This window comes from Nostoc sp. (assembly GCF_054880495.1).
In genome coordinates this window covers 1-23,133 of record NZ_JBTYKD010000321.1, presented here as the reverse complement: position 1 = coordinate 23,133, position 23,133 = coordinate 1, and the positions used below count along the sequence as shown (strand labels likewise).

Here is a 23,133-nt window from a genome sequence, read left to right as displayed (position 1 = left end):
GCCGCGTTTTGTCCTGACTGAAGAATGGCAGCGCTACGGATTGTATGGCAGCATCATTCCCTACGCGATGCTATTCAATGGGTGCGTGATTTGCCTACAGACAACCCTAATCAGTTGCTAGGATATGGGATTGCGGTTATTGGGCTATGGGGTGTCGTGGGTTGTTTGCTCGTGCGTTCGCAACGCCTCAAGCGCACGGATTATGAACTGGGCGAACTTGAAAAGACTGGCGACTATGCAACTTGGCAGCATAATAAGTACAAACGTGAAATTAAGCAGCATTCAACCCAGCTTTATACTGAACGCCTGAAAGATGGGCTGTCAGGACTGGACACAGAAGAACGTAAAGCGCTGGGCTTGACAGATGAGGAAAACGAACGCGCTAAGGCACGTATTCAGCTAGAGGACTTCATGAAAGCCCGTGCTGTTAATCATTCTGTGATGGATAAAACCATCGCTGAGAATTTGCGAGATCAAGCCAAGGCTGACCAGGAACGCAGCAAGATTGAGGGTAAAACCAAGAGCGCGATCGCAGAAAATGACAATCAGCAATCAGTTGACCAGCAACGAGCAAACGAGCTTATAGAAGCGCTCAAAGGGCATGAAGACGGATGGTTGTGGAAGATTATCGACAACTTAACCCCACTATGGTTAATCGGTCGCCAGGGGTCAGGTAAAACTTACACGAGCGCGGCTATAGCTCTTGTGAGAAAGCATTGCTTAGGGATTCCCATCTACTACTTGATTGACCGTCACGCAACTGGGGATAACTCCAAAGCATGGCGGTATCTTGATACTCAAAATATTGCAGAGTCCGAGTTAGAGATAGGTACTGCTCTTGATACTCTCTGTGAGCATTGGCTATTAAGAATTAAGGGTAAAAATGACCTAGAACAATCTGCGACTATCACGCCTGAACAAGTGCTTATTGATGAGTACACCAACCTGAAATCATTGATTGGTGAACCCGCAGAAAAGTTTTACAAACTGCATCTGACAGACACTAGAAAAGCAAAAGTTCATGTAACTGGTATCACCCACAATGACACGAATTCAAGCTATCCAGAAGGTACACAAGCAATGAGGGAGGCGGGTACAATCCTCATTCAAAAATTCTCAGCTAACGGAAAAACACCACTGTCCAGAGTTAAGATTGTTCGTGGCTTACTTGATGACAATGGTGAGGAATATCTAGAGGCAGAGCGTACACTGCCAAGCTGGTTTAACCCAGAGGATATTTACAACCATTTCAACGGTAAGCCGATTGATTTTGATGCGTAAATTTATGCGTTCGCTGTGGAATTTTGTGATTTTAAATAACAGTCTTTTCTTGTTCCTTAGAAACTGGCATTAAAAACAGTTTGGGGAATAAAAGCCCAGAACGATTTTTGTAGTCATCAAACTCAGAGTAACGAGATAAAGAAGAGTCTTTCTTAAGCATATTTGGAATAAATACTGTGCTGATAAAACATCCGAGAATCAAAAATGGAAGCCAGTGTTGAGTCAGCATGGCGAAGGCAGTATAAATAAATATTTCCCCCAAATAATTGGTGTTGCGGCAACGAGCAAAGAACCCTTCTGTTATTAATCCCTTCTGATACTTCAGGGTATAGTATTTCTGGGCATCGCTTACAAAGTGTAGAAACACACCAAAGATATTTAAAGAAATAGCTACTGCCACTAATGGTAGTGGTGGTACTGTGCCACTACTAATAAGAATAAAAGGTGCTATCCAGTATAGATTCACCATAAGAAAGATGAAAATCCCCTGTGGAATAGAAACTAATTGCTCCCATTGTTTGTCTGGGAATATGCGGTCTTTTAATAGCCACAGAAATCCATAAGTACTGTGAAGTGCTAAATACACCCAAGGCCCTAGAGTGAAATTCTGGTAAACAAACATAAGTCCTAGTATGAAAAAAAATGTTAGTCCTTTGTGGAGATTGATGGCATACTTGGCTTTCATGATCTGGATATTGTTCTCTATTGATTTTTATGTCTTTATTCTCAGTTACTTCAACTTTTTTTGCTTAATACCCATAAAGCGCCTTGCCAGGGTGGGGTTGTGAGCAGGACTACTGACTAGTTTTTGCAGCTAGCTTTTGCTCGTTCTCCAACACCGGAAAGTACCGCCGAGCATTGAGCGGCTTCTTCCAGCCAGTCAACTCAAACAGGTACTCATCTTTCTTCAACGTTGAGCATCGTTGCCCATTGATTGATTTGACTGCCGTTGATATTTATCCGCTCACACAGGTCAGTCTTGGTTAGCCCCTGTTTAGCATCATAGTCCAAACTTTTATTAAGCTGAATTTTTCATCCTCCCTATAGCGATATCACAGTTTCAGCAGATTGGCCCGGCGCGTTACGAGGGCGAAGATGTAAGGTGATTTCCGTATCGAGTCGCTTGAGGAAAATGAGGAGTTTGCCCTCGCTGAACCGTTGAAACTCTCCTTTCATTAAATGAGATACTTCTGGTTGGGGAATGCCAAGAAGTTCGCTGATTTCACGCTGTTTCAGGTTACGTTGTTTCAAAAGGCGCAGTACCTGAATCCCTATCTTGCCCCGCGTAAAAAGTTCATCCGCATCCTCTAAACCGAGGTCAGCGAATACGTTGCCACTGCTTTCTTCAAAAACGGGTTCCTGTGTCATTGTTGTTTCTCCCTGGCTACCGCATCCTTATAGCGTTGTTTAATCAGGTCAACATCAGCCTGTGGGGTTTTAATCCCCTGCTTTGATTTCTTTTGAAAAGCGTGCAGGACATAAATTCTCTCTGCAATCTTTACCGCATAGACTGCCCTGTAAGTATCGGTATCGTAGCGTTTGACAATTTCATACACGCCACTTCCAACCCCCTTAAAAGGCTTGGCATCCATTGGTGTTTCCCCTGCTTGCACTAATTGCAGCGCATAGCCTACTGATGCACGCACTTCTTCAGGAAATGAGCGGATATTTTTGAGAGAGTCTCCCATCCAAACCAGAGGTCGTAAAGGAATTTCTATAATATCCTCGTCATCGTCCATTTTATATGAAATTTACTATAAAACAAGTCAGACAATAGCATGAAATGTCCCGCGCGCGACCTATGAGGTAAGTTTTATTCCAGTTGGTTTCAATGTAGACTACCGTTGATGGTTGACCTGGGGTGAAAATCTGCTTGCGGGGCGGATCAAGATCCGCGTTGATATCAATCATGATATCAATTTCTCCTAAATCTGATATTGCATCCAGCTTTCATGGTGCATTCCTCCACCTGATGAAGGGAATTAAGTAAAACTTATCAATCAACGAAAGAATGAGGGTTGTGGAAGTGACGATTGATAAGCCTGGGTTAAGTGTGTGAAGTCATTCACGAAAGCATCACCTTTCCAGGGATAATGGAGTGTAATAGTAGCTTTCTACTCATCACACACCTGTCCCTTGTATGAGAACGCTGACTGAGTTGGTAGAAGAATGGTTGGACGTGCATCATGGTAAAACAAGGGCTTCGTATCACAATACCATTCGCAAGTTCTTAACTTTTACCTCGGTGGAAGCGATCGCCCTAATCCAGATCCGTCATGTTCGGGATTGGTTAGATTTCCTGCAAGAGGCAGACACGACCAAGGTTAAGCATCTCAATATCCTCAAGGCGTTTTTTTCCTATGTGACCAGTATGGAGAAACCGCCGATTTCTCGCAGTCCGATTCCCAAGCAGTTCAAGTTGCCCAAGCCGAAAGACACCTTGGTTGAGCGTATTCTTACACCGGCAGATGTGGATGCGATGATTGCAGCGACAACTGACAAGCGCAATCGGTTAATTTTAAAGACTTTGTATTTAACTGGGATTCGGGTGTCTGAGTTGTGCGGGTTACGTTGGAAAGATGCGATCGCTTCTCGCGGTGGCGGTGGGCAGATTAATGTTTATGGCAAGGGGGGGCGGACTCGCCGAGTCCATGTTCCCCAGGAGCTATGGGTGGAGTTAATGGCACTGCGTGATGAGGCGTTGAAAGATGCGCCTGTGTTTGCCAGTGCTACGGGTAGACCTCTGGCCCCTTCCCATATTGACCGAGTGGTGAAAAGGGCGGCGAGGGCAGCAGAATTAGAGAATGCCATGAATGTTTCAGCGCATTGGTTTAGGCACAGTCATGCTACCCACGCATTAGATGAAGGTGTTCCGGTGCATTTGGTTCAGGCTACTTTAGGGCATACAAGTTTGGATACCACGAGTAAATATCTGCACGTAAGCCCTGATAGAAGTTCTGGGGAGGTTTTAGTTAAGCGATGGTCTGAGCCATTTTAAATTTTAGAAAAATTTTTAGGGTTTGAGGCTAAATACGGTATGACAAAGTTAGATATAACCCTGCTGTCTTTCCCTAGTCAGTACCATCTGTAAAATTCATGTAAATTTTACACAAAGTTTTTTCCCTGTTCCCAAATAGTACTTTACTGAAGTGTATTATTTTTATAACTCAGTTACAGTATAACTATGGAACCCATAAGCCTCATCACTGCCATAATGACAGTTCTAACGCCTTTTGTAAAAAAAGGGGCTGAAGAATTTGCTGGTGCCGCAGGTCAGGATGCCTATGAAAAAGCTAAAACTATTTTTGAGTGGCTTAAGGTGAGATGGAATGGTGAGGAAGATCAAGAAGCTTTAAATGTCTTAAAAAACTTTGAGAAGAAACCAGAACGCTATGAGTCAATTCTGAGGGACATTCTACAGGAGAAGTTAGCTCAGGATAAAGAACTATTTGAGCAGTTGTCCAGATTTTTTCCACAAAATAATCCCAAGCTACAAATAGCCCAAAATATGGATGGATCTGAGGATGTGACTGGATTAAAAGCTAACAAGATGAATAAGGGAACCGCAACAGTCAAACAAGATATTAATCAAAGTAAGAAAATTATAGGCGCAGACATAGATAGCATCGGTTGATAAAAATATGGACTGTCCTATATGCGGCTACAAAAATTTGACTGAACATAGCAAGTTTTGTATTGAATGTGATGCAAACATTGAGCAAGTTTCCAAACCACCTGGTGTGCAAATAGAAATTTTGCAGACACTTCGTGATAGTGAAGGTATTGGAATAAAGGTTGACACGATAAATGCTGAAACATTCGTCATAAACTCTCAAAGTAAGCTAGATAATTTTAAAGATAGTTTCTGTAGTCTTGTAGAATGGATGTTTGAAAAATCAGATTCTTGTTCTTTAAAAAAGTTACCCTCTGCTTATGGTAAAGAAGTTTTGCAAGTTATAAAAAAAATCCAAAATTTACGAAATAAGAATAAATATGACTATACTGATTTTGAAATCCAAGTTTTAGATATAGTTTTCAATTTTTGCCATTACTATCTTAACAATGCTAAATCTCGTTCTAAAGAGTTTGCTAACTTCACAAAATCTGATTATTATTCATATCTAGAAAATTTAATAGAATCTGGAAAAAAAATTCGAGTAAGAAATATAAAACTGAGTCTTCTTATTCATCTTGATGATGAAAGAATGTCTAAACTTGTACAAGCACTAGAAGAAGACAAATGAGTTATGAGATTATTAATTAAAATATATTTTGATCTTCTCAAAAAACATCGTGAAAACGAATCATATCCTCAGCTTGAAGTTGTACAAAATAATTTAAAAGAACAATTACATTACTATGAAAAACAATTACTCAGTGCCAGACTACTTATACTAGATATTGAACGTTTCTTATTACGCCCAATTCCAATTCCTCCATTTCTAACAAAAGAATTATTTTCTAGTTTTTTAAATGAAATATATATAGATTTAAAACCTATAAATTTAAAAGTTACCTTGGCTTTAAATACAATTGAAAAGACGATTTCAACACGCATACGCAAAAATAAGATACAGTTAGTGTTTTTGCTATTTGTATTATTATTTATAATTTTATTAATTTTGACAGCTATTTTTACTATTTTCATCAGAAATAATCTTTTGATTTTTACCATTATTCTAATAGTTATAGTTTATATTTATATATACAAAAAATTAAAAAATATCCGGTATTGGTGCGAAAAAAAAATTCCTATGTTAGAAAACCTATGCCAGCAAACTCAAAATGAAATAGATTCATTGGAAGAACAAATAATAAATGCTGGTATTTACGATATATCTGATTTAGAAAGACAAGTAGATGAATGGTTAGAAAGAGACAAATTACATTTGATTCAGTTGGGTAAAGACAAGTTAAAAATAGAATTAGAAGACCAAGACCCGATACTTTCCTTTATTGGCATTAATTCTCGTGAGCTTTCAGAGAGTCGCATCCTCATTACAGATAGAGAACTGGAAAAAATAAAAAATAGGTACACCGACTTATTAATAGATAATAATGATGTTTATGAAGAAAAAGGACTTGATGGTAAATACAGGTATGGGATTTATGAGTGCTTTGTAATCTTTTTATGCGAAACTTCTCTTTCTTACTATAAATGCTATTGGAATTTTATTAAAGGTGCGTGTGTAGATGAAGAAACTTGTGAATATCTTTTTTACAGTATAGTTTCTGTGAAAACCCAGGAGAGGTCTTCATTAAACCAACAAGACCCTGACCAAAAAAGAAAATATAGAGATTTATTATCTCTAACAACTATGGATGGAAAAATAGTTTATTTCAAAATGGATGACGATAAAAAGCAAAAAATTAATTTGAATAATTCAAGTAATAAATCGATTTATGTCTCTGATATTAATAAAGCAGCAGAACGTATTAGGTATTGGTTAAGACAAAAACGAGTTGATTATCAAATAACTAAAGATATATATAAATAGTTACTAATTTATCTGTTCATGTTTTACTCTACGAACGACAAGCCAGCCATAGAGCCATACTCAATGAAGCGGGGTGTGTGTAAAGTATCCCAGTGCAGCCCTACCGTGACACTAGCGCTGTTACCGAGCAGGAATTTTTGATTGGCAATGTGCGTAAAGCCCAAAAACTTAGCAGACACGCAAAATTAAATACACTTCTTTACGACGATAACCGCAACCGCGACCAACTGGAGATGTCCGAGCTATTGATGGACGGGTTGGATTGAAGTCGCTATCATATCACTAATGTTTGGTAGCAGTGCCACCCAAGTAGCTCCCGCTAACTTTAGACAACGCACGACATCTTCCAAAGCAGCCTGCTCAGAGACAGAGATTATATGCCCCTACCTGGTGGAGAGACCGACAAAATTGGCAACCGCTACGAAGGTCGCTGGACTGTATTTTGCATGATAGATGTCATGGATGAGAAAGCAGATTCTATCCGTTTAGAAGAACCAGGTGAGGATGCTTTCGAGTTCTTTATTCGTCGCAACGGGAAATTGGAGTACCACCAAGTTAAACGACAAAAAAGTGGGCGTAGAGGTTGGCCATTAAAGGCTTTGGAGGATACACAAGTACAAGTTTTATCAGACTTTTGGAAAAAACTGAGTGATCCAAAAGCTTCTTGTGTCTTCATTTCTACTCAAGATGCAGAGGAACTCAAAGAATTAGCCAATCGAGCAAGAGACGCTGCATCTTGGGCAGAGTTTGAGCGTGCTTTTCTTAACAAGACACTATCTGGTAACTTCAACACACTCCGCCAAAAATGGGGCAATTGTTCTGAAATTGCTGCTTTTGAAGCTTTAAAGCGAGTTAGTGTTGAAACAGTTGGTGAGGATTTTCTTGTTCGTACCATTGAGAGTCTTCTCGCAGCTTTAGTAGACGGCGATCCAAAAACAATCAGAATTGAACTAGCTGAATTAGCCCTAGAAAGGATTCATCAGGAATTGACGGCACATGATATTTGGCATTATTTGCTACATGAACGAAAATATCGCCGTCGCCAGTGGGGTAATGACCCCCATGTTTTAGCTGCTGTTGAGACTGCAAATAATCTTTATTTTTCTTCCCTGTGTGATACTCAGGCGATCGCCGGTGATATCATTCCTCGCTATGAGGCTCAAATTGCCTTTGAGGAATTGACTGAGAAAAAGCAGAGCATTTTGCTAGTAGGTGAGGCGGGGGTCGGTAAGAGCGGTGTTATGCTCCAAGTATTAGAGAAGCTGCAAAATCAAGGTTTTCCAGTATTAGCTTTTCGTGTAGATCATTTAGAACCAACGTTTTTACCCAAGAGTATTGGACAGCAACGCGATTTGCCCGATTCTCCGGCTATTGTTTTAGCCAACATCGCTCAAAGGCGAGATTGTGTGCTTATTATTGACCAGCTTGATGCTGTAAGTCTAGCATCTGGTCGAAATCCGCAGTTTTTTGATTGTGTTGCTGAAATTATTAAGCAAGCCCAAGCCCATTCCAACATTCGTGTGTTGCTGGCTTGCCGCAAGTTCGATTTAGAAAATGACCACAGATTAAAGCGTTTGGGCGGCGAAAATGGCATCGCTAAAGTTGTGGCGATCAATCGCCTTGATTATTCAAAAGTAAGAGAAGTTGTTAGCGAAAAATTAGGTTTAGATGCGACACGACTAGGTGACAAGCAGCTTGATTTACTATCTGTTCCCTTACATTTGGGTTTGCTTGCAGAAATAGCCGAAGATACCACAATAGATGTTTTAAACTTTCAGACAGCAAAGGAACTATACGACCTGTTTTGGAAACGCAAAAACGAAAAAGTGCGAGAGCGTCTTGATCGCCTTGCTCAATGGACGCAGGTAATTGATGCGCTATGTGATTATATGAGTAGTCAGCAACAGCAAAGCTTGTCTGCTCCTGAAAGGGTTGTTGATGAATTTGAACACGATGCTAAAGCAATGGCTTCAGAGCATATTTTAATTTTGGAAGGCAAGCGTATTTCATTTTTCCATGAAAGTTTTTTTGATTATGCTTTTGCACGTCGCTTTGCATCTCGTGGTCATAAGTTATTTCCGTTTTTAGGGAGACGAGAAGAACAACATTTATTTCGACGTGCCCAAGTTCGCCAAATTCTTCTCCATGAACGCGAAGACGATTTTGACCGCTACCTCAATAATCTCAAAGAATTGCTCAGTAGCTCTGATATTCGCTTTCACATAAAACAGGTAATATTTGCCCTGCTTGCAACACTAAATGTCCCCAAAGAAGAAGAATGGAATATTATTGCTCCACTAATTGGTAATCAAAATGACCCTATTACACAACAAGTTTGGCGCACTTTGTATAGCTCTGTAAACTGGTTTAAACTGTTAAAATCCCTTGGAGTTATAGAACAGTGGCTAAGAGATAAAAATGAGGAACGTGTTGACCAAACGGTAAAACTGCTATCGATTATGCAAAGGCAGATCCCGGAGCAGGTTGCTGAGTTAATGGAACCCTTTGTAGGTGCATCTGAAGCATGGCATCATCGGCTCAATAACCTTGTGCAAGGCGCTCAAATCAGCGCAGGGCGTCGTTTCTTTGATCTATTTCTACGGTTGATTCGTGAAGGTATTCTTGACCAAGCAGAAAAGATCATCGATAACAGCCGTGACTTCTGGATGCAAATTTATTCTTTACCTAAGCAGCATCCTGACTGGGCTTGTGAAGCTATTAGCTGTTACCTCAATCGATATCTGGATTTAAGTATCGCTGCTGGACAACCTAATCTGTTTGAACGCAAATCTGGCGCTCTGCCACACAGTCAATTTAATGAACGAATTTTAACAGAGACTGCACGAAATGCTCCAAAAGCATTTATTGAACATATATTTCCCTTCATGCTCCGTGTTATGGAATTAACAGCTATACGGGAAGGTAATCCACCTTGGTATGATTCAGTATGGTATTACCGACCTTATGGCAGAGGCTACGATATACGGCACAAATTGTTAATGGAGATGGAAGTAGCACTGTCTAGTTTAGCTGCAAACAACCCTGAAGATTTTGCTAACTTCGCTCTTGAGCAACTTCGCGGCTCAAATTTTGAAACAATTCAGTTCCTGTTGATTCGTGCTTACGCTGCTAATGGCAAAAGATTTGCTTCGGAGGCTATAGATTATCTGTGCGAACAACCTTCAAGGCTCAAAACAGGATACAGAGCATCTGGTAATGGGAATATTCGTGCTGCTCCTTATTGGGCTACACGACAGATGATAGAAGCAACTACTCCACATACCTCAGAAGAAAAGTTAATAAACCTGCAAGCAGTAATTATTGATTACCACACCGACTATGAGAAAAGCACTGATGGTCGTTCGTTTCGAGGTTATCCACAACTTGTTTTGCTAGATGCCATTCCTCCCCATAAACGCACAGAGGTTGTCAATCGTCGGCTACAGGAGTTGAGACGTAAGTTTATAAATTTAAAGTTGTTGGAGGCATCAGGGAAGATAGAGCCACCAGAGCCAATGGAAGTTCATTTAGTTGGATCTCCGATACCAAAAGCTGCGACAGAAAAAATGACTGATGAGCAATGGCTTAAAGCTATTGCTCGTTATGATTACGATGATTTAGGCACTAAAATTCAAGGTACTGGGGAACTTATAGGAGGGGCGCATCAATTATCAAGTCTTCTGGAAAGTAAAGTTAAGAAGGAGCCTACACGTTTTGCCTCGTTAATCTGGCGGTTTCCAGATAATGCTAATTCATCCTACTTTAATGCAGTTTTACAGGGGATTGCTGAAGTTGGACTAGATGTCGAAACCGCACTTCATGTATGCCAACGCTGCCACCAACTGCCCCAACGGCCCTGTGGACACCAGATTTGTTGGTTAATTCAAAAGTTAGCTGAACTGCCTTGGACTTACGAGGCTTTGGATATTGTGGTCTGGTACGCCTTAGAAGATCCTGATCCAGAGCAAGAGTTGTGGCGTACTGAAACTTCAGGTGGAGAGTCTAACTACGGCGGTAATATTATTGATGCGGGAATCAACTCCACGCGTGGCAGTGCGGTAAAAGCGATCGCCGAGCTAATTTTTGCTGATAAAAGTCGTGCTTCTTACTTCCAAATACCTATAGAGCAGATAGTCCTAGATCCTTCTATAGCTGTGAGGTCTTTTGCTGCTGAGGCACTAACAGCAATGTTGAACTATAACAGGGATGTAGCTGTCAGTCTTTTCTTAGAACTTTGTAAAACTGAGGATGTATTTCTAGCCGCACCTACTGTTGAAGATTTTTTATACTACACATTACGAACACATTTTCAGCAATTAGCGCCAATTTTAGAACGAATGATTAGTTCTGATCTACCAGAGGTCGTAAGGGTTGGTGCTAGGCAAACTTGTTTATCATCTTTAATAATAGAGGAAGCGCATTCATTTGCAGAGCGTTGCCTTTCTGGGACAGAATTACATCGTATTGCATCTGCTGAAATATTTGTTGCTAACCTTCAGTCAGCACATTTCCGTGAATTCTGTGAAACTGGGTTAACTCAACTTTTCAATGATTCTGACGAGAAAGTTCGTGTTGAAGCTGCTGGTTGCTTTTTCCACTTGGAGGGAGAACAACTAGGTGAGTATGTCAGTCTGGTTCAGGCATTTGTTGAAAGCCGTGCATTTGAAACAGATTGTCAAGATTTAATTTATGCACTCGAAAAAACAACAGCTAAACTACCAGATATTACTTATCTCGTATGTGAAAAATTTGTTACATATTTTAGTTTAATGGCTGCTGACATCCGCACCCGTAGTGCATCAGATGCAGACAAAATCAGTGAATTGCTGATCCGCGTGTACAGTCAAAGTAAGGATGAAAACTTGCGATCGCGCTGTCTTGATTTAGTTGATAGTCTGACTGAGACGGGAGCCTACGGATTAGACAAAGCCTTACAGGAGTTTGAAAGATAGATTAATTCTGTATTTTAAAATGATTAATTAAAATGTCAGCTCTACTTATGAGGCTTTGGTTTTAATATTCAGTTTTTCTTTTCGCCATTTACCCACACTTTTTTAGTTTTAGTTAAGCGATGGTCTGAGCCATTTTAAATTTTCAGCCTTGAATTGGGTCATCTGGTGGTGGATGCCGCCTAATTTCTCTATCAGCATCACGAATATTAATTATTCTAGGTCGGTTGAATGCTAATGCTGCGACTGTGGCGCGTCCTGTAGGTGTCAAGCCGATAATCGAGAGTGTATCTGTTGACCAAATAAAGTGTTCTTGCCAACTATCAGTGCGAGGATTAAATAAGGGTACTTCTGATAACGACTGTTCATCAAAGGCTTTAAGTTTATCTGATTTTTGGCGATTGCAATGGAAACAAGCCAAAGCTAAATTATCAATTAAATTAGCACCACCTTTGGTCAGAGGAATTACATGGTCTACAGTGAAGGAAACATATTGCCATTGTTCCGATGCGTGACAATATTCGCACAGAGACTTGGCTCGTTGTCGTACTTGATTTTGAGTAGCTTCACTAATGTAACGATTCGCAGACAAATCTCTAATTCCCTATAATTCACTTTGGTTTTGAGTTAGCGATGAATTCCTGATCATCCGATTCACCAAACTAAGATAATCGTCTAATTCTTCATATCCATCTAATTCTTTTTCTTCCTCTGAAGTCAGTGTAGATTCTTTTTGCTTAATTAATAAGGCTTCAATTCGCCCCTGTACTAAGCTGGAAGCTCGAAATATTGGCACTCCTTCTACTAGCTCGATGCGGACAGCACCATCTAATGGTAAACTGTTGGGCAAGTGTGACAATTTCATAGGTAAATTGATTGTCATAAATTACTTTATCCAGACTGTCGGTGAGATAATTTTAGCTGACTTGTCATCTAAATAGAAATTGTAAACAGGTTCTCCTGATAATTCACAGCGAAGCGGCTCAAGAATTTTAGTGAACGGATTCCAAACTGCTGTTACAGTCCGTTTCGCTTTCTTCCTTTGCAACTCACACTGAATATGTACCGTAGGGAGATGGATAATCATTGCACTGTGCAACCAAGCTTCTACACTCATTGCATAACGCTCTTGGATATCTAACAATTTTCTCTCTAACTCTCTATTAGTGGCTTCAATTCGTGCTAGTTCTTTATCTAGTTCATCACCAATCAATTTTTTTAACTCAATCTTGTTGCGAATCGAGTCGCTAATCGTGTTGTAATAATCCTTGAGCCTTTCTTCATCCCTAGCTCTTGCTCTTGTTAATTTAGCCTGCCAATTATCTAGAGATTTTCCAATCAATATTGCACTTTGATGTTCGATTAACCTCAACAACTCTTCAATTGGGATCGCCAACGGTGTCTCTTGATGCTCCACAGTCATTAGGTCAGACTCCCAAAACAAAGCATCCCCAATTTCTACTGGTGTTACTCCTGTTATTTCATTGATAATGAACGAAACTAAACCAATCCTTTTTTCGGAAGCATTCGCTGTGTAAGCCACATTACACAAGATGTAACGAGTAATTTCTGGTTTAGCATCTAAAAAACGAATTAAGCCATTTTGAGGTGCGAGTCTCTCCAATAAAATTTTCTCAAAGCCTGTGTTTTTCAGATGTCCATCGATTTTAACACCCAACGCACTAATAAGTCCTTTAACAGCTAATAGTTCAGATAGCTTATTTAAGACTTCTGAATGATAAGTAACAAAAACACTTTGGGGTACATCAGCAATAGTTGTAAAAGTAACTTCTTCGGGGAGCGAAAGCAGCGATGCTATATTTTCTGTCAACAACACATTCAAAATGTGTTCACCAGCAGGTTCTGCTATTCCGTCATGCAGAGAAACAATTTTTTCTAAGGTAGCAATAATTGGGTCTGATAACATATTTATTCAAATCAATCTCTCAAGCTTCAAAATCTTCGCCAAAAATCTGTTCATCCAGTTCTTGAATTTGCTGATACTGGTTTTTGGCTTTCAACAAATTATCTGCCAATTGCTCGAAGGCTGTATCTAATTCGGGCTTGATCTGATGCTTGAGCCAGATATCCATGACAATTTCACTAAAGTCAAATTCATCATCCACGTTCCCTAAAATTGTTTCAATCTCTCCGACCACTAGTTCAAACATATTAATTTTGTCATGCAAGATCCGCAGAATATACTCTTCGATACTGCCCTTGAGACAAAAGTTAAAAATAAAAACATCCTGGGTTTGTCCAATGCGGTGGATACGACCAATGCGCTGTTCTATTTTCATTGGGTTCCAGGGGAGGTCATAATTAACGATCGCGTTCGCAAACTGGATGTTACGTCCCTCTCCGCCTGTTTCCGATGCCAGCAGTACAGAAACATTATCTCGAAATGCGGCGATCGCCTCATCTTTCTGTTTAAGGGACATCCCCCCAGTAAATTCTGCAAAGGGGATATTTGCACCTTGCAGAGTTTGAGCCAAATAAGTGCTAGTTGCTTTATGGGTTGTGAAGACCAAGGTTTTCTGGGAAGATTTTGAGAGCATCTCTACCAATACTTTTGCTTTCTCGACCTGCTTGACTTGAGATGCTCGTCTTGCTAAAGACTTCAGTTCTTCATCAGGTAGGCGTTTGGTCAATTGCTTGAGGGAGTCAGCCAAAGCACCAGGGGATGAACCAGCACGCATTAGCAAATTGGTGCGGGAGAGTCTGTCTAGCTTGTCTTCTGAAGAACGTAGATACTCGCTCAAGTCCTGGTAAAGTTTCTCCTCGCCTGCTGCTGGGGTAACAGTAATTGTGGTGGCGAAGCGTTTGGGCAGTTTGACATCTACTAGGGCGCGGGTATTTCGCACCATGACTTCCCGCATCAGAGAGCGTAACTTTTCGGGATTTTTCGGGACTCGTCCATTCCTGGAATCGACATATTCTTTTTTAAAAGCGGCTTCTGTTTGTAGCAGTCCTGGCTTGAGGAGGGTCAGCAGATTAAACAGTTCAATAAGGGAGTTCTGCACTGGCGTAGCAGTGAGCATGAGGATAAACCGCTTATTGAGGGCGTTGACCAGTTTCCAGTTGAGGGTAGTGCGATTTTTCAGGTGGTGGGCTTCATCGACAACAACCAAGTCCCAAGTGCGACTGGTGACGTGGGGATAATGTTTAGCAGACTTAGCCGTGTTTAATGAAGCGATAATTCGCGGATTATTCGTCCAAAATTCGTCTATCGGTTGTTGCGGGTCACGGTTATCTGTGGTGATAGTAGCAATATTAAATTTGTCACTTAACTCTGATTGCCATTGGGAAACTAGGGATGCGGGAGTTAACACCAGCATGGACTGTACCATACCCCTTGCTAAGTACTCGGCTATGATTAGTCCCGCCTCAATGGTTTTGCCCAATCCGACTTCATCGGCTAGTAATGCGCGTCCACCCAGTTGTCTAAGTACTTTTCGGGCTGTTTCAATCTGATACCAGTATTTGTCAATAGCAGTTAGTGTGGGCAGGCAAATTAGCTGATCATAGTCTGCCATTACCGAGAGGCTAAACAGGTCTAAACGCGCTTGGTAGAAGTTAATAGGGTCGTATTTAGCTGCTTTTAGAGCTGACAAGGCAGTGTCAGAATTGAATTTAAATGTATAGTTTGTCTCCATGATGCACCCCTAATAGCTACTTTTTACCACACTGCACACGCACATTTGACCAGTTCAGCACTTAGTCGCCATAGAGTTCCGAGTCGAAGTTGGCAGCCAAGGAGCCATGAGATACTGCACCGATGAAGTTTGCCAGGGGGTCGCTACTGTCAGTGGGGGGGGTTGAATCTGGTGATTTCTGAGTACGAGCAAGCTGTTGAACATACTGCAACACATCTGCAAGGTGCTGCTCTGGTAGTTGTTCAATCGCTTCAAAAATGGCTTGTTTGGTTGTCATAGCAATGACTTAATAATGTTGCTTTCTTATATAAAGTCTACTGCTGAAATTACTGTCTTAGCTAGGACTTCTCTTCATCTGATACACTTCAAGAAACTGGAAACTAAAACCGAGCCGGTTGACCAAATGTCAACGTATCTTCTAGGAACGAAAGCCAGTGTCAACTTCTGACAATCAATGCTGCATTATCGCCCTGTTTAACCAAGCGGGTGGTGTCGCCAAATCGACACTGACCCAAAATTTGGGATACCACCTAGCACGACGAAAACACCGCGTTCTCCTCATCGACGTAGACCCCCAAGCGTCCTTGACCAAATTCATGGGGTTAGTGCCATCTCAGTTACAAAAAACCATTGCTGATGCCACATTCAAACCTAACTAAGAGCGAATTTCCCCATGTTTGCGAATATGTTCAACTAACCGTTTAGTTTCACCGCCAGCTAATTCTAGTTCCCTGAGATTGCCCACCAAAATAAACAATTCCTTTGCTCTACTAACGGCGGTATTCAGTAAATTGGGTTTGCGGTTAAGAAACCAAAAACTATGCTCTTGGTGGCACTGGTAAGGAGAAAAGATAATAGCTGCTTTCTCTCCTCCCTGGAAGGTGTGAACTGTGCCAATATCATCCCAAGAAAAGTTTCGCCAACGGTTAGATAGTCGATACTTGAGCGCGTTAGCTTGCTGCGAAAACGGCGACATCACCCCAATTGTCTTTGAGTTGTCATCCGAGTTAGTAGAGTACCCATGTTTTAGCAAGGACGCAATTATAGTTTCTACAGCATCAATTTCTTCTGGATTGGTATTATGGGTGTGGCTTCCCTCGACATGGTAAGCCAGCAGGTGCTTGACTGTTGCTTCCTCGGTATAATCTGAAAGGATTTGTAGACCACCGGGATAGTTGGGGCTGCAAAACTGAATAATGGGTGGGGTGCAACGGTAATGATTAGAGAGGATAATGCCGTTGCCTAAATCGGATTCTGTGCCACTAGCGCCAGCAGCGCGATGATAAGCAGTGGCAGTGTATTTGGCAGTGGGTGCATAGCGATAGTAATCTTCATTCCCCATGCCCATATCCAGAAAGGCAGTTTTCAGATATTGCTTGATGCTATCGTCGCTCATGTTAACGATTGGCTCAATTTGTTGGGGGTCGCCTGCCACTACTGCCCGTTGTGATCGCACCAGCAAGGGAAATAATTGATGTATAAGAGTTGTCCCCGCTTCATCCACCAGTGCCAGCTTGATGATATTAGGCTGAAGAATTGGCGACATATTACGCATTGATTGGAGGGTGGAGGTAATAACAGGGAAAATCAAGCTCAAGTCACGGTAGATGGCATCACTATCAGTTGACAGTTTTAGCAATGCCTCTCCATCCCCTGCTAATACGCTGCCGTAAGTTTCTAAAGCCCTCATAACGCTCTCCTTGCGTCGGAGAACTTCTTGCAACAGAAACGCCCAGGCACGTTGAAACAGTTCTAGCTGTAATTGGTTGTGGTCGCGGTAAAAAAGATTATAGAAATCCCCTTGTGGGTAACTATCGATTTGTTTCTGAATTTGTTGATGTTCTGCTTGTTTTAGCTCTAGTTCATTATTTAAAGCTGTTAGTTGGGTTTGAATTTCAGTGACTTTTTGGTGAAGATTCTGCCATTGTTGTGATAAATCTAGTTTTTGGTTAACAGAAGCCTGGGCTGTGGTTAAACTAGGGTGGTCAAGGGGGGTCTGAAAAGGATGCCCTGTCGCCAAGGTGTTTAACACAGCTGCGTTGATTCGCAAAGCCAAGCGGCGAAAAATTCGTTGATCGGTAGTAGCATTAAGCCAGTTCAAGGCGCGTTTGGTGATGGAGTCAGACTCTTTTGGTAGTTCTCGTTCTGCCTGGGATAACTCTTCTCGTATTTGCTGGTAGGCATCAAGGGGAAAATTTGCATAATCAGACAAACTTAATAGCTGTTCAGTTAGGGCTTGTAACTCGGAAGACTTGGCAGCAATATCGTTATTAAGTAATTGTATTTCTACATCCAGTTGCGATCGCCGTTCAATGTCAATAACTTTTTGAGCAGTATTAAAGCGGTCTTGCTCTATAAGTTGCTGAATTTCACTTTCTGCTTGGAGTAATTCGAGTTTGGCTTGTTGCCAAGAATCTAGGTTAAATTCAGTATTACGCAGCCAATCTTGGGTTGATTGCAGTTTGGGTAACGTTTCCTTACGGATAATAGTTTGGTTGCCACCAGGAAGATAAAACTGTTGAGCAGGAGAATCTATAGCCAGTCGTTGTTGGAATTTTTTAACGGTGCTGTTATTAGCACCGACAAAGAATATTAAATTATTTGTATCATCTTCACCGTGAACAATTCGTAACGCCCGATTTACTATTTGCTGTGCTATAAGGTGCAGAAACACCTCCGTTTTTCCATTCCCCGGTGGCCCACAAACAGCAGTTAGTAAATTCTCCTGGGCGTGTTTCAAGACAGAGGCTTGAAATTCATCAGGCGGATGGGAGGGAAAAGCACCCCAGAATATCACCTCATCTCTGGGTGATTGTGGCTGACCACAAAGGTACTGCATAGCTGGGTGAGTTTCAGTTAGCCATCCAGCCTTAGAGTCAGGTTGTTGAAGTTCCTTGAATATTTCTTGTATGTCTTGCTTAAGGAGGGCGTTATAGGGTGTAAAGTCGCAGCGAAGCAAATAAGGTTGTCGAGAGGTTTTGTACTTTCCTTCGGGTAAGTCCACCAGTTCAAGAAAGTCTCGAAGCGTTGGGAATCTTCCTTTAAATGTATCTTCTAAAAATTTTCCAATTCCTGACGCAACAATCAGTGATTCGGTTTGCTCCTCCTCTAGCCCGTACAGCCGCATTAAGTTAACAACCACTGGCTGAAACTCGTACTCGGTCAAGTCCCAGCCAGTTTTGCGGTAATTACCTTTGAATATGGGTGAAATATCAATTGTAAACAGAGGTAGGTATTTCAGCCTTTGCTCTTTGCCCTTGCCGTTGATTATATAGATTTGTGGGAAAGCAACAGCCATCTGAACATCATTTTTGTTTCCTCTTTTAGCTGCTTGCTGCTGTTGCTGGAATTGCGTAAATACTTCGCTATCTAACAGTAGTTTGTTGCCAACAAGCTGCACTCCCTTATCTACTACTTTTGAATAAATATCTGAAGAACGCTCGACCTCAGCTTGAGTCAGTTCTTCTAACCTGATATAGCCTAACCAAGCTTGTACTATCTGGATAAATTTTTCTGACTCTAGCATGGTCACTTAAACATCAATGAAAGGCACTAAAGCTTAGTATAAAAAATATTTGAGCCTTTTGCCTTCTACGTCCTGGTTTTGATATGTAAGGTTACTCAACGTTTGTCAGCGTCTCCAGTTGTGCAAGTAGTTTTTCTATCTGCTTGAGCTTCTTCGGGTCTGACCAAATACGGGACTTTCTTAGCTTGGTGGTCGCAGCAGTAAAGCGCTCTTTGTAATTGTTCGATTCGGTGTTTGGGGTAGAGGCTAGGCTTTTCTTCTCACTGATACGTTGTTTGATTTCGCTTAAAGACCAGTTTTGGGCAATAGCTTGTTCTAAAAAGGCAATGCGATCATCTAATTTCTGAATCTGGGCGATAGCTTTGGCTTTGGTGTACTCAAGTGAGCCAAATCTTAGTGCTGAAAGGATGTCTTCTGGGAGATTTAGTAGTGGCAACCGGTTGTTGGCGAATGATTCCCAAGTCATTAAACCCAAGCCATCAAACACTTCTTCAACGATTTTTCGATCTGGATTTACAAGGGGTGAGTCTGACTGCTTATCGTTTTCGTCCTTTCCAATAACGTTATTGGAAGTGTCTAATTTATCATCTTCATCTTTGACAATAACGTTATTGTCAGCATCAGATGAATCTATTTCTGGTTTCTCAATAACGTTATTTTCATCATCTAATTTCTCGCCTTCCTCGTTGAAAATCACCTTATTGTCAACTTGCTCTGAGTCAAATTCATGTTTTCCAATAACGTTATTGGAAGATTTAACAGATTCCTTACGTTCGTGTTGCAAGCGGCGCAGTAATGGCGGAATTTCGTCAACGTTTCGACCTAGTTTGAGAGCCAGCAGTTGCAAAATACCTTCGGTTTCCTCGACTGGATTCAGGTCTTCCCGAAGCAAGTTTTCGATCAGTGCCAGTTGAAAAGCTGCGTTATCGTCTAATTCTCGGATGACAACAGGGACAACTTGAAGTCCAAGCTCTTGGGCAGCACGATAGCGGCGCTCTCCTGCGACTAATTCGTGTTTCTCTCCATCAAGAGGGCGTACCAACAAGGGCTGCAAGATGCCATGCTGTTTGATGGATTCAGTTAACTGCTTTAATGCTTCAGAATCAAAGTAACGACGCGGTTGATTAGGCGGCAGAATAATCTGGTCTAATGGCAGGGACACTTGAGAATCGGCATTGTTTATGCCTGTGGTGTCCCAAGGCACATCAATTTTACTTTTGAGGGGTTGACTGGCTTTAGTGTGTCTCATTTTAAGGATTCTAAACTAAGGGCTATTTTTTTCAAGATTGCAACAGATGGGTGTTTGGGATCGTAAACTGCCAAAGGCATTCGTTCTTCTGAAGCATCAACAAAAGCAGTGGAGCGAGGAATCGGGGCAAAGACAGTTCCGGCGCTTGCTAGTTGTTCGGTGATGGCTGCTAGGGTACGAGTGTCCTGGGAGTTACGACCATCATATTTTGTAGGCACAAATCCGGCTATTTGCAATTTGCGGTTTGGTTTGTTGCGTACTGTAGCGACCGTTTTTAGTAATTCACCTGTTCCCTCAAAGGCTTTGAAATGGGTTTCCAGAGGCACGAGAACATGAGTGGCAGCTACAAGAGAGATGTAAGACAGTAGCCCTAAACTGGGAGGGCAATCTATTAAGATAAAATCGTAATCTGATTCAATTGGTTCGATGGCTTCTCTTAGGCGAAAATCACGCATGGAAGCGTTAACCAATTGCATTTCTGCCGTACTCAGAGAGATGTTAGCAGGTGCTAAATCCATGCCGTGAATCCCCTCATGAATTGGCAGAGGTTGTTCATCCACAATGGCATTGTTGACAGTTTGCTCTATGTCTCTTGGAACCAAGCCCATAAAAATGGTTAAGCTGGCTTGGGGGTCTATGTCGATGAGCAGGACGCGATGACCCAATTGCGCTATTTGGTAGCCCAGGTTTTGGGTAAGGGTGGTTTTGGCAACACCTCCCGCCTGATTAAATACTGCGATGATTCGGCTCATAAGTGAGTGGTTTACCTGCACCATTACAACTTAAGATAACGGTGATACGTCAAAAAGCAATATTTATTTTTGTTTTGGGTCTGCTTCTAGGAGAGAATACACTCACTTGAGGGAAGGTATTCCTTAGACTTGTAATACGCCCAAAATTTCTATTTATTTTTTTCCTGTAAAATGCTTAATTAAATTACCTATTAAAGGCAACTGTTCCAGTACCATTGTTATCAACTTTACAAAATTCTCATCGGACAAGCGGTCATCTTGACGCAGTTGTAACACTCCAATTAATACGATAAGGACAGTGGTACCAATAATAGTTAGTGCTAGCGAATAAATTGGTAGAAATCCAGCAAAAATACCTACAGTGTTAAAGACAATTGAGAATACAAGCAAATAGAAGATTCCATTACGGAAAGCCCAAGGAAGAGTAACTTGCACTTCCTGTTCTTCATTTTTTCCTGGTGGTTTCACCAATTTATCTCCATTTAAAAATATAATATTTTGACCTTGAATATTATAATTCTCTCCGCTTTGTTTTAGTTCTTTCTCTTCAATAAGTTGGCTTCTGTCCATGACATCATCAATTAAGCTCAAGGTCTTCACTTTTTCATAGGGTTTTTTATCACATTCAATGTCATATTTTTGATTAGCAATCCGATCTCTTAAATTTTCAAACCTATAAAAGTGTGGATCTTGCTGATTTTTACAGACTGAGCAATTACAAGGAATAAGCTGATTAATTTTTAATTGTTTATAAGAATCATGAATTTTATCGAACTCGTGGGTAACGCGGGTCAACAAGTCTCTTTTGTGTAGACCTGCAACCCGGATTTTAAATTCCCGTTGCTCGTAATATTCAATAATCTCTGCCTTAGTATTGTCGTGGCTGAGAATAACGCCACTTTTCCAGACATATTTTTGGCCATCAATCAACCTATGCATGGCGACTATGAACTGGGTAATAATGCCTTTGGGCATGAAATCATAAGTGTACCGCAGAATGAGGTTACTGCTTTTATCCCATTCATATTCAGGTTGTTTTTCAGTTAAGAGTTGCGGCGCGATGTAAGTTTTAGGACTGTTAGGAATTTCGTAACATAAATTGAAATTAATCATCAGTTGCAGAAGTTCGCCTTGCTTTGTGGCATATTGTTCTTCCTGCCAGATGTTTTGCAAATCTTTCCAGGTAAACTTGCCCAAATTGCGAATTACCTTTTTATCGTCTAGAACTTTGTAAACTGCATCAGTTCCCCACTTGGGTTTGAGAATGACAGTATTGTTTAAAATGGGGTCATCCTGAAAATGTAAACCAACACCTAAATCATGCAGATAGCTACTTAACTGCAACTTGTCTTTCTGTTGGGTGAAGCCGTTTTCTTGGCAGATTTGCAAATATTCATCTAATCTGATGTAATTGCGGGAGTCACTCTCCAACGCTTCCCGGACTCTTACCCAGGTTCTGGGAAGTGGTGCGCCAAAGTGGGGTAGGGTTTTTATGTAATGCTTGATTTCGTCTAATACTTTTTTCAAACCCCTATTAGTAGCCAAGTTAGTAGCTAAGATTTTTTCCAGATTGCTAAATCGCCCCCGCAATTGTGGTTCATTAATTTCACGCGGACGGTCTTGCTTCTCATTTTTTATAATTAATACTGGACTATTATCACTTAACAATTCCACCACATTTAACCAGTAGAAAAAATTGGTGTCTTCTTTGCGATTATCCGCTACCAAGGCATAGAGGGAACGCTTGGTGAGAAAAAACTGGTGAGTAGCATGGTAAATTTCTTGTCCTCCAAAGTCCCAAATATTGACTCGAAATTCTCGCCCATTATCCATCGAAAAACTCCATTTTATCACCTCAATTCCCTTTGTTGAGTCTTCTTCTTGAAGTTGATAATTTGGTTTTTCAATCTTTTTAGCCAGTGTTGTCTTACCTGCGCCTCCTTCACCAACAATCAGTAACTTCGCCTCGTACAGATAATCTTTACCTTGTGCTTCCAGTTGCCGGAAGTAATTCTTAATAGCCTCAGTATTTTTTGCCACAATTTCTGGTGGGGGCTTTTCAATCAAGTTGCCGTTTAATTGGAGATTAGTAAGGTTTTGTAACTGGTGTATAGATTCTGGGAGTGCCTTTATTTGGTTATTACTTAAATACAACGCTGTGAGGTTTTGCAGATCAGATATTGCTTCTGGCAGCGTCTTTATTTGGTTATTACTTAAATACA

Annotated in this window: 19 protein-coding genes and 1 pseudogene; 8 read left to right on the top strand and 12 right to left on the bottom strand. The window is 41.1% G+C overall.

Translation table 11 applies throughout. The features are described from left to right. Nucleotides 1-24: 24 nt before the first annotated feature. Complete coding sequence (locus tag ACYTXL_RS28260) at nt 25-1,281, top strand: hypothetical protein (protein ID WP_461927537.1); 1,257 nt, start codon at nt 25-27, stop codon at nt 1,279-1,281. A gap of 31 nt (nt 1,282-1,312) precedes the next feature. Here ACYTXL_RS28260 and ACYTXL_RS28255 read toward each other — a convergent pair whose 3' ends face one another. From ACYTXL_RS28255 to ACYTXL_RS28245, 3 genes are all read right to left on the bottom strand, one after another. Further along, nucleotides 1,313-1,966: a DUF1295 domain-containing protein gene (locus ACYTXL_RS28255; RefSeq protein ID WP_461921446.1), complete on the bottom strand. Its 654-nt coding sequence runs from the start codon at nt 1,964-1,966 to the stop codon at nt 1,313-1,315. 356 nt (nt 1,967-2,322) lie between these two features. Further along, a complete protein-coding gene (locus ACYTXL_RS28250) occupies nt 2,323-2,649 on the bottom strand; it encodes a helix-turn-helix domain-containing protein (protein WP_461921445.1) in 327 nt (108 codons plus the stop codon). After that, nucleotides 2,646-3,020, bottom strand: coding sequence for a type II toxin-antitoxin system RelE/ParE family toxin (locus ACYTXL_RS28245; protein WP_461921444.1), 375 nt, complete (start codon nt 3,018-3,020; stop codon nt 2,646-2,648). The genes ACYTXL_RS28250 and ACYTXL_RS28245 overlap by 4 nt, the downstream gene beginning before the upstream one ends. Before the next feature lie 401 nt (nt 3,021-3,421). Between ACYTXL_RS28245 and ACYTXL_RS28240 the strand changes: the two genes are divergently transcribed. The 6 genes from ACYTXL_RS28240 (at nt 3,422) to ACYTXL_RS28215 (ending at nt 11,731) form a co-directional block, all read left to right on the top strand. Next, the gene (locus ACYTXL_RS28240) at nt 3,422-4,279 is read left to right on the top strand and encodes a tyrosine-type recombinase/integrase (RefSeq protein ID WP_461921443.1); all 858 of its coding nucleotides are present in this window, start codon (nt 3,422-3,424) and stop codon (nt 4,277-4,279) included. 186 nt (nt 4,280-4,465) lie between these two features. Further along, nucleotides 4,466-4,915 (top strand): hypothetical protein, encoded by a 450-nt coding sequence (locus tag ACYTXL_RS28235; RefSeq protein WP_094343752.1) that lies wholly within the window; start codon nt 4,466-4,468, stop codon nt 4,913-4,915. Nucleotides 4,916-4,952: 37 nt separating this feature from the next. Beyond that, on the top strand, nt 4,953-5,525 hold the full coding sequence (locus ACYTXL_RS28230; RefSeq protein WP_189525058.1) for a hypothetical protein: 573 nt from the start codon (nt 4,953-4,955) through the stop codon (nt 5,523-5,525). Nucleotides 5,526-5,528: 3 nt separating this feature from the next. Further along, entirely contained in the window at nt 5,529-6,779 is a 1,251-nt protein-coding gene (locus ACYTXL_RS28225; RefSeq protein WP_461921442.1) for a hypothetical protein, read from the top strand. Between the two features lie 92 nt (nt 6,780-6,871). Beyond that, entirely contained in the window at nt 6,872-7,045 is a 174-nt protein-coding gene (locus ACYTXL_RS28220; RefSeq protein ID WP_223278229.1) for a hypothetical protein, read from the top strand. Nucleotides 7,046-7,156: 111 nt separating this feature from the next. Next, the gene (locus ACYTXL_RS28215; RefSeq protein ID WP_461921441.1) at nt 7,157-11,731 is read left to right on the top strand and encodes an NACHT domain-containing protein; all 4,575 of its coding nucleotides are present in this window, start codon (nt 7,157-7,159) and stop codon (nt 11,729-11,731) included. Between the two features lie 142 nt (nt 11,732-11,873). Here the strand turns inward: ACYTXL_RS28215 and ACYTXL_RS28210 are convergent, their stop codons facing one another. The 5 genes from ACYTXL_RS28210 to ACYTXL_RS28190 form a co-directional block, all read right to left on the bottom strand. Then, entirely contained in the window at nt 11,874-12,320 is a 447-nt protein-coding gene (locus ACYTXL_RS28210; RefSeq protein ID WP_461921440.1) for an HNH endonuclease, read from the bottom strand. A 12-nt stretch (nt 12,321-12,332) separates the two neighbouring features. Then, nucleotides 12,333-12,593, bottom strand: a complete 261-nt coding sequence (locus ACYTXL_RS28205) for a hypothetical protein (RefSeq protein WP_461927536.1) — start codon at nt 12,591-12,593, stop codon at nt 12,333-12,335. Between the two features lie 21 nt (nt 12,594-12,614). Then, complete coding sequence (locus ACYTXL_RS28200; protein WP_461927535.1) at nt 12,615-13,655, bottom strand: hypothetical protein; 1,041 nt, start codon at nt 13,653-13,655, stop codon at nt 12,615-12,617. Nucleotides 13,656-13,674: 19 nt separating this feature from the next. Further along, nucleotides 13,675-15,384, bottom strand: coding sequence for a DEAD/DEAH box helicase (locus ACYTXL_RS28195; RefSeq protein ID WP_461927534.1), 1,710 nt, complete (start codon nt 15,382-15,384; stop codon nt 13,675-13,677). 61 nt (nt 15,385-15,445) lie between these two features. Continuing rightward, nucleotides 15,446-15,661 (bottom strand): hypothetical protein, encoded by a 216-nt coding sequence (locus ACYTXL_RS28190; protein ID WP_461921436.1) that lies wholly within the window; start codon nt 15,659-15,661, stop codon nt 15,446-15,448. A 157-nt stretch (nt 15,662-15,818) separates the two neighbouring features. Here ACYTXL_RS28190 and ACYTXL_RS28185 point away from each other — a divergent pair. Next, a pseudogene (locus tag ACYTXL_RS28185) lies at nt 15,819-16,025 on the top strand (ParA family protein); the annotation flags it as partial. A gap of 14 nt (nt 16,026-16,039) precedes the next feature. On the opposite strand, the gene ACYTXL_RS28180 reads toward ACYTXL_RS28185, so the two are convergent. The 4 genes from ACYTXL_RS28180 to ACYTXL_RS28165 form a co-directional block, all read right to left on the bottom strand. Beyond that, complete coding sequence (locus ACYTXL_RS28180; RefSeq protein WP_461927533.1) at nt 16,040-18,910, bottom strand: DEAD/DEAH box helicase; 2,871 nt, start codon at nt 18,908-18,910, stop codon at nt 16,040-16,042. 91 nt (nt 18,911-19,001) lie between these two features. Continuing rightward, nucleotides 19,002-20,159, bottom strand: coding sequence for a ParB/RepB/Spo0J family partition protein (locus ACYTXL_RS28175; protein ID WP_461922584.1), 1,158 nt, complete (start codon nt 20,157-20,159; stop codon nt 19,002-19,004). Then, nucleotides 20,156-20,911: a ParA family protein gene (locus ACYTXL_RS28170; RefSeq protein WP_461927532.1), complete on the bottom strand. Its 756-nt coding sequence runs from the start codon at nt 20,909-20,911 to the stop codon at nt 20,156-20,158. Before ACYTXL_RS28170 ends, ACYTXL_RS28175 begins: the two co-directional genes overlap by 4 nt. 153 nt (nt 20,912-21,064) lie before the next feature. Further along, nucleotides 21,065-23,133, bottom strand: a 2,069-nt coding sequence (locus ACYTXL_RS28165) for a COR domain-containing protein (RefSeq protein ID WP_461927531.1), incomplete at its 5' end; no start/stop codon positions are given.

What these genes read in the sequence shown, in the direction of transcription:
- ACYTXL_RS28260 (WP_461927537.1), top strand. Translation starts at nt 25, where the DNA reads ATGGCAGCGCTACGGATTGTATGGCAGCATCATTCCCTACGCGATGCT.
- ACYTXL_RS28255 (WP_461921446.1), bottom strand. Translation starts at nt 1,966, where the DNA reads ATGAAAGCCAAGTATGCCATCAATCTCCACAAAGGACTAACATTTTTT.
- ACYTXL_RS28250 (WP_461921445.1), bottom strand. Translation starts at nt 2,649, where the DNA reads ATGACACAGGAACCCGTTTTTGAAGAAAGCAGTGGCAACGTATTCGCT.
- ACYTXL_RS28245 (WP_461921444.1), bottom strand. Translation starts at nt 3,020, where the DNA reads ATGGACGATGACGAGGATATTATAGAAATTCCTTTACGACCTCTGGTT.
- ACYTXL_RS28240 (WP_461921443.1), top strand. Translation starts at nt 3,422, where the DNA reads ATGAGAACGCTGACTGAGTTGGTAGAAGAATGGTTGGACGTGCATCAT.
- ACYTXL_RS28235 (WP_094343752.1), top strand. Translation starts at nt 4,466, where the DNA reads ATGGAACCCATAAGCCTCATCACTGCCATAATGACAGTTCTAACGCCT.
- ACYTXL_RS28225 (WP_461921442.1), top strand. Translation starts at nt 5,529, where the DNA reads ATGAGATTATTAATTAAAATATATTTTGATCTTCTCAAAAAACATCGT.
- ACYTXL_RS28215 (WP_461921441.1), top strand. Translation starts at nt 7,157, where the DNA reads ATGCCCCTACCTGGTGGAGAGACCGACAAAATTGGCAACCGCTACGAA.
- ACYTXL_RS28205 (WP_461927536.1), bottom strand. Translation starts at nt 12,593, where the DNA reads ATGAAATTGTCACACTTGCCCAACAGTTTACCATTAGATGGTGCTGTC.
- ACYTXL_RS28200 (WP_461927535.1), bottom strand. Translation starts at nt 13,655, where the DNA reads ATGTTATCAGACCCAATTATTGCTACCTTAGAAAAAATTGTTTCTCTG.
- ACYTXL_RS28195 (WP_461927534.1), bottom strand. Translation starts at nt 15,384, where the DNA reads ATGGAGACAAACTATACATTTAAATTCAATTCTGACACTGCCTTGTCA.
- ACYTXL_RS28190 (WP_461921436.1), bottom strand. Translation starts at nt 15,661, where the DNA reads ATGACAACCAAACAAGCCATTTTTGAAGCGATTGAACAACTACCAGAG.
- ACYTXL_RS28180 (WP_461927533.1), bottom strand. Translation starts at nt 18,910, where the DNA reads ATGCTAGAGTCAGAAAAATTTATCCAGATAGTACAAGCTTGGTTAGGC.
- ACYTXL_RS28175 (WP_461922584.1), bottom strand. Translation starts at nt 20,159, where the DNA reads ATGAGACACACTAAAGCCAGTCAACCCCTCAAAAGTAAAATTGATGTG.
- ACYTXL_RS28170 (WP_461927532.1), bottom strand. Translation starts at nt 20,911, where the DNA reads ATGAGCCGAATCATCGCAGTATTTAATCAGGCGGGAGGTGTTGCCAAA.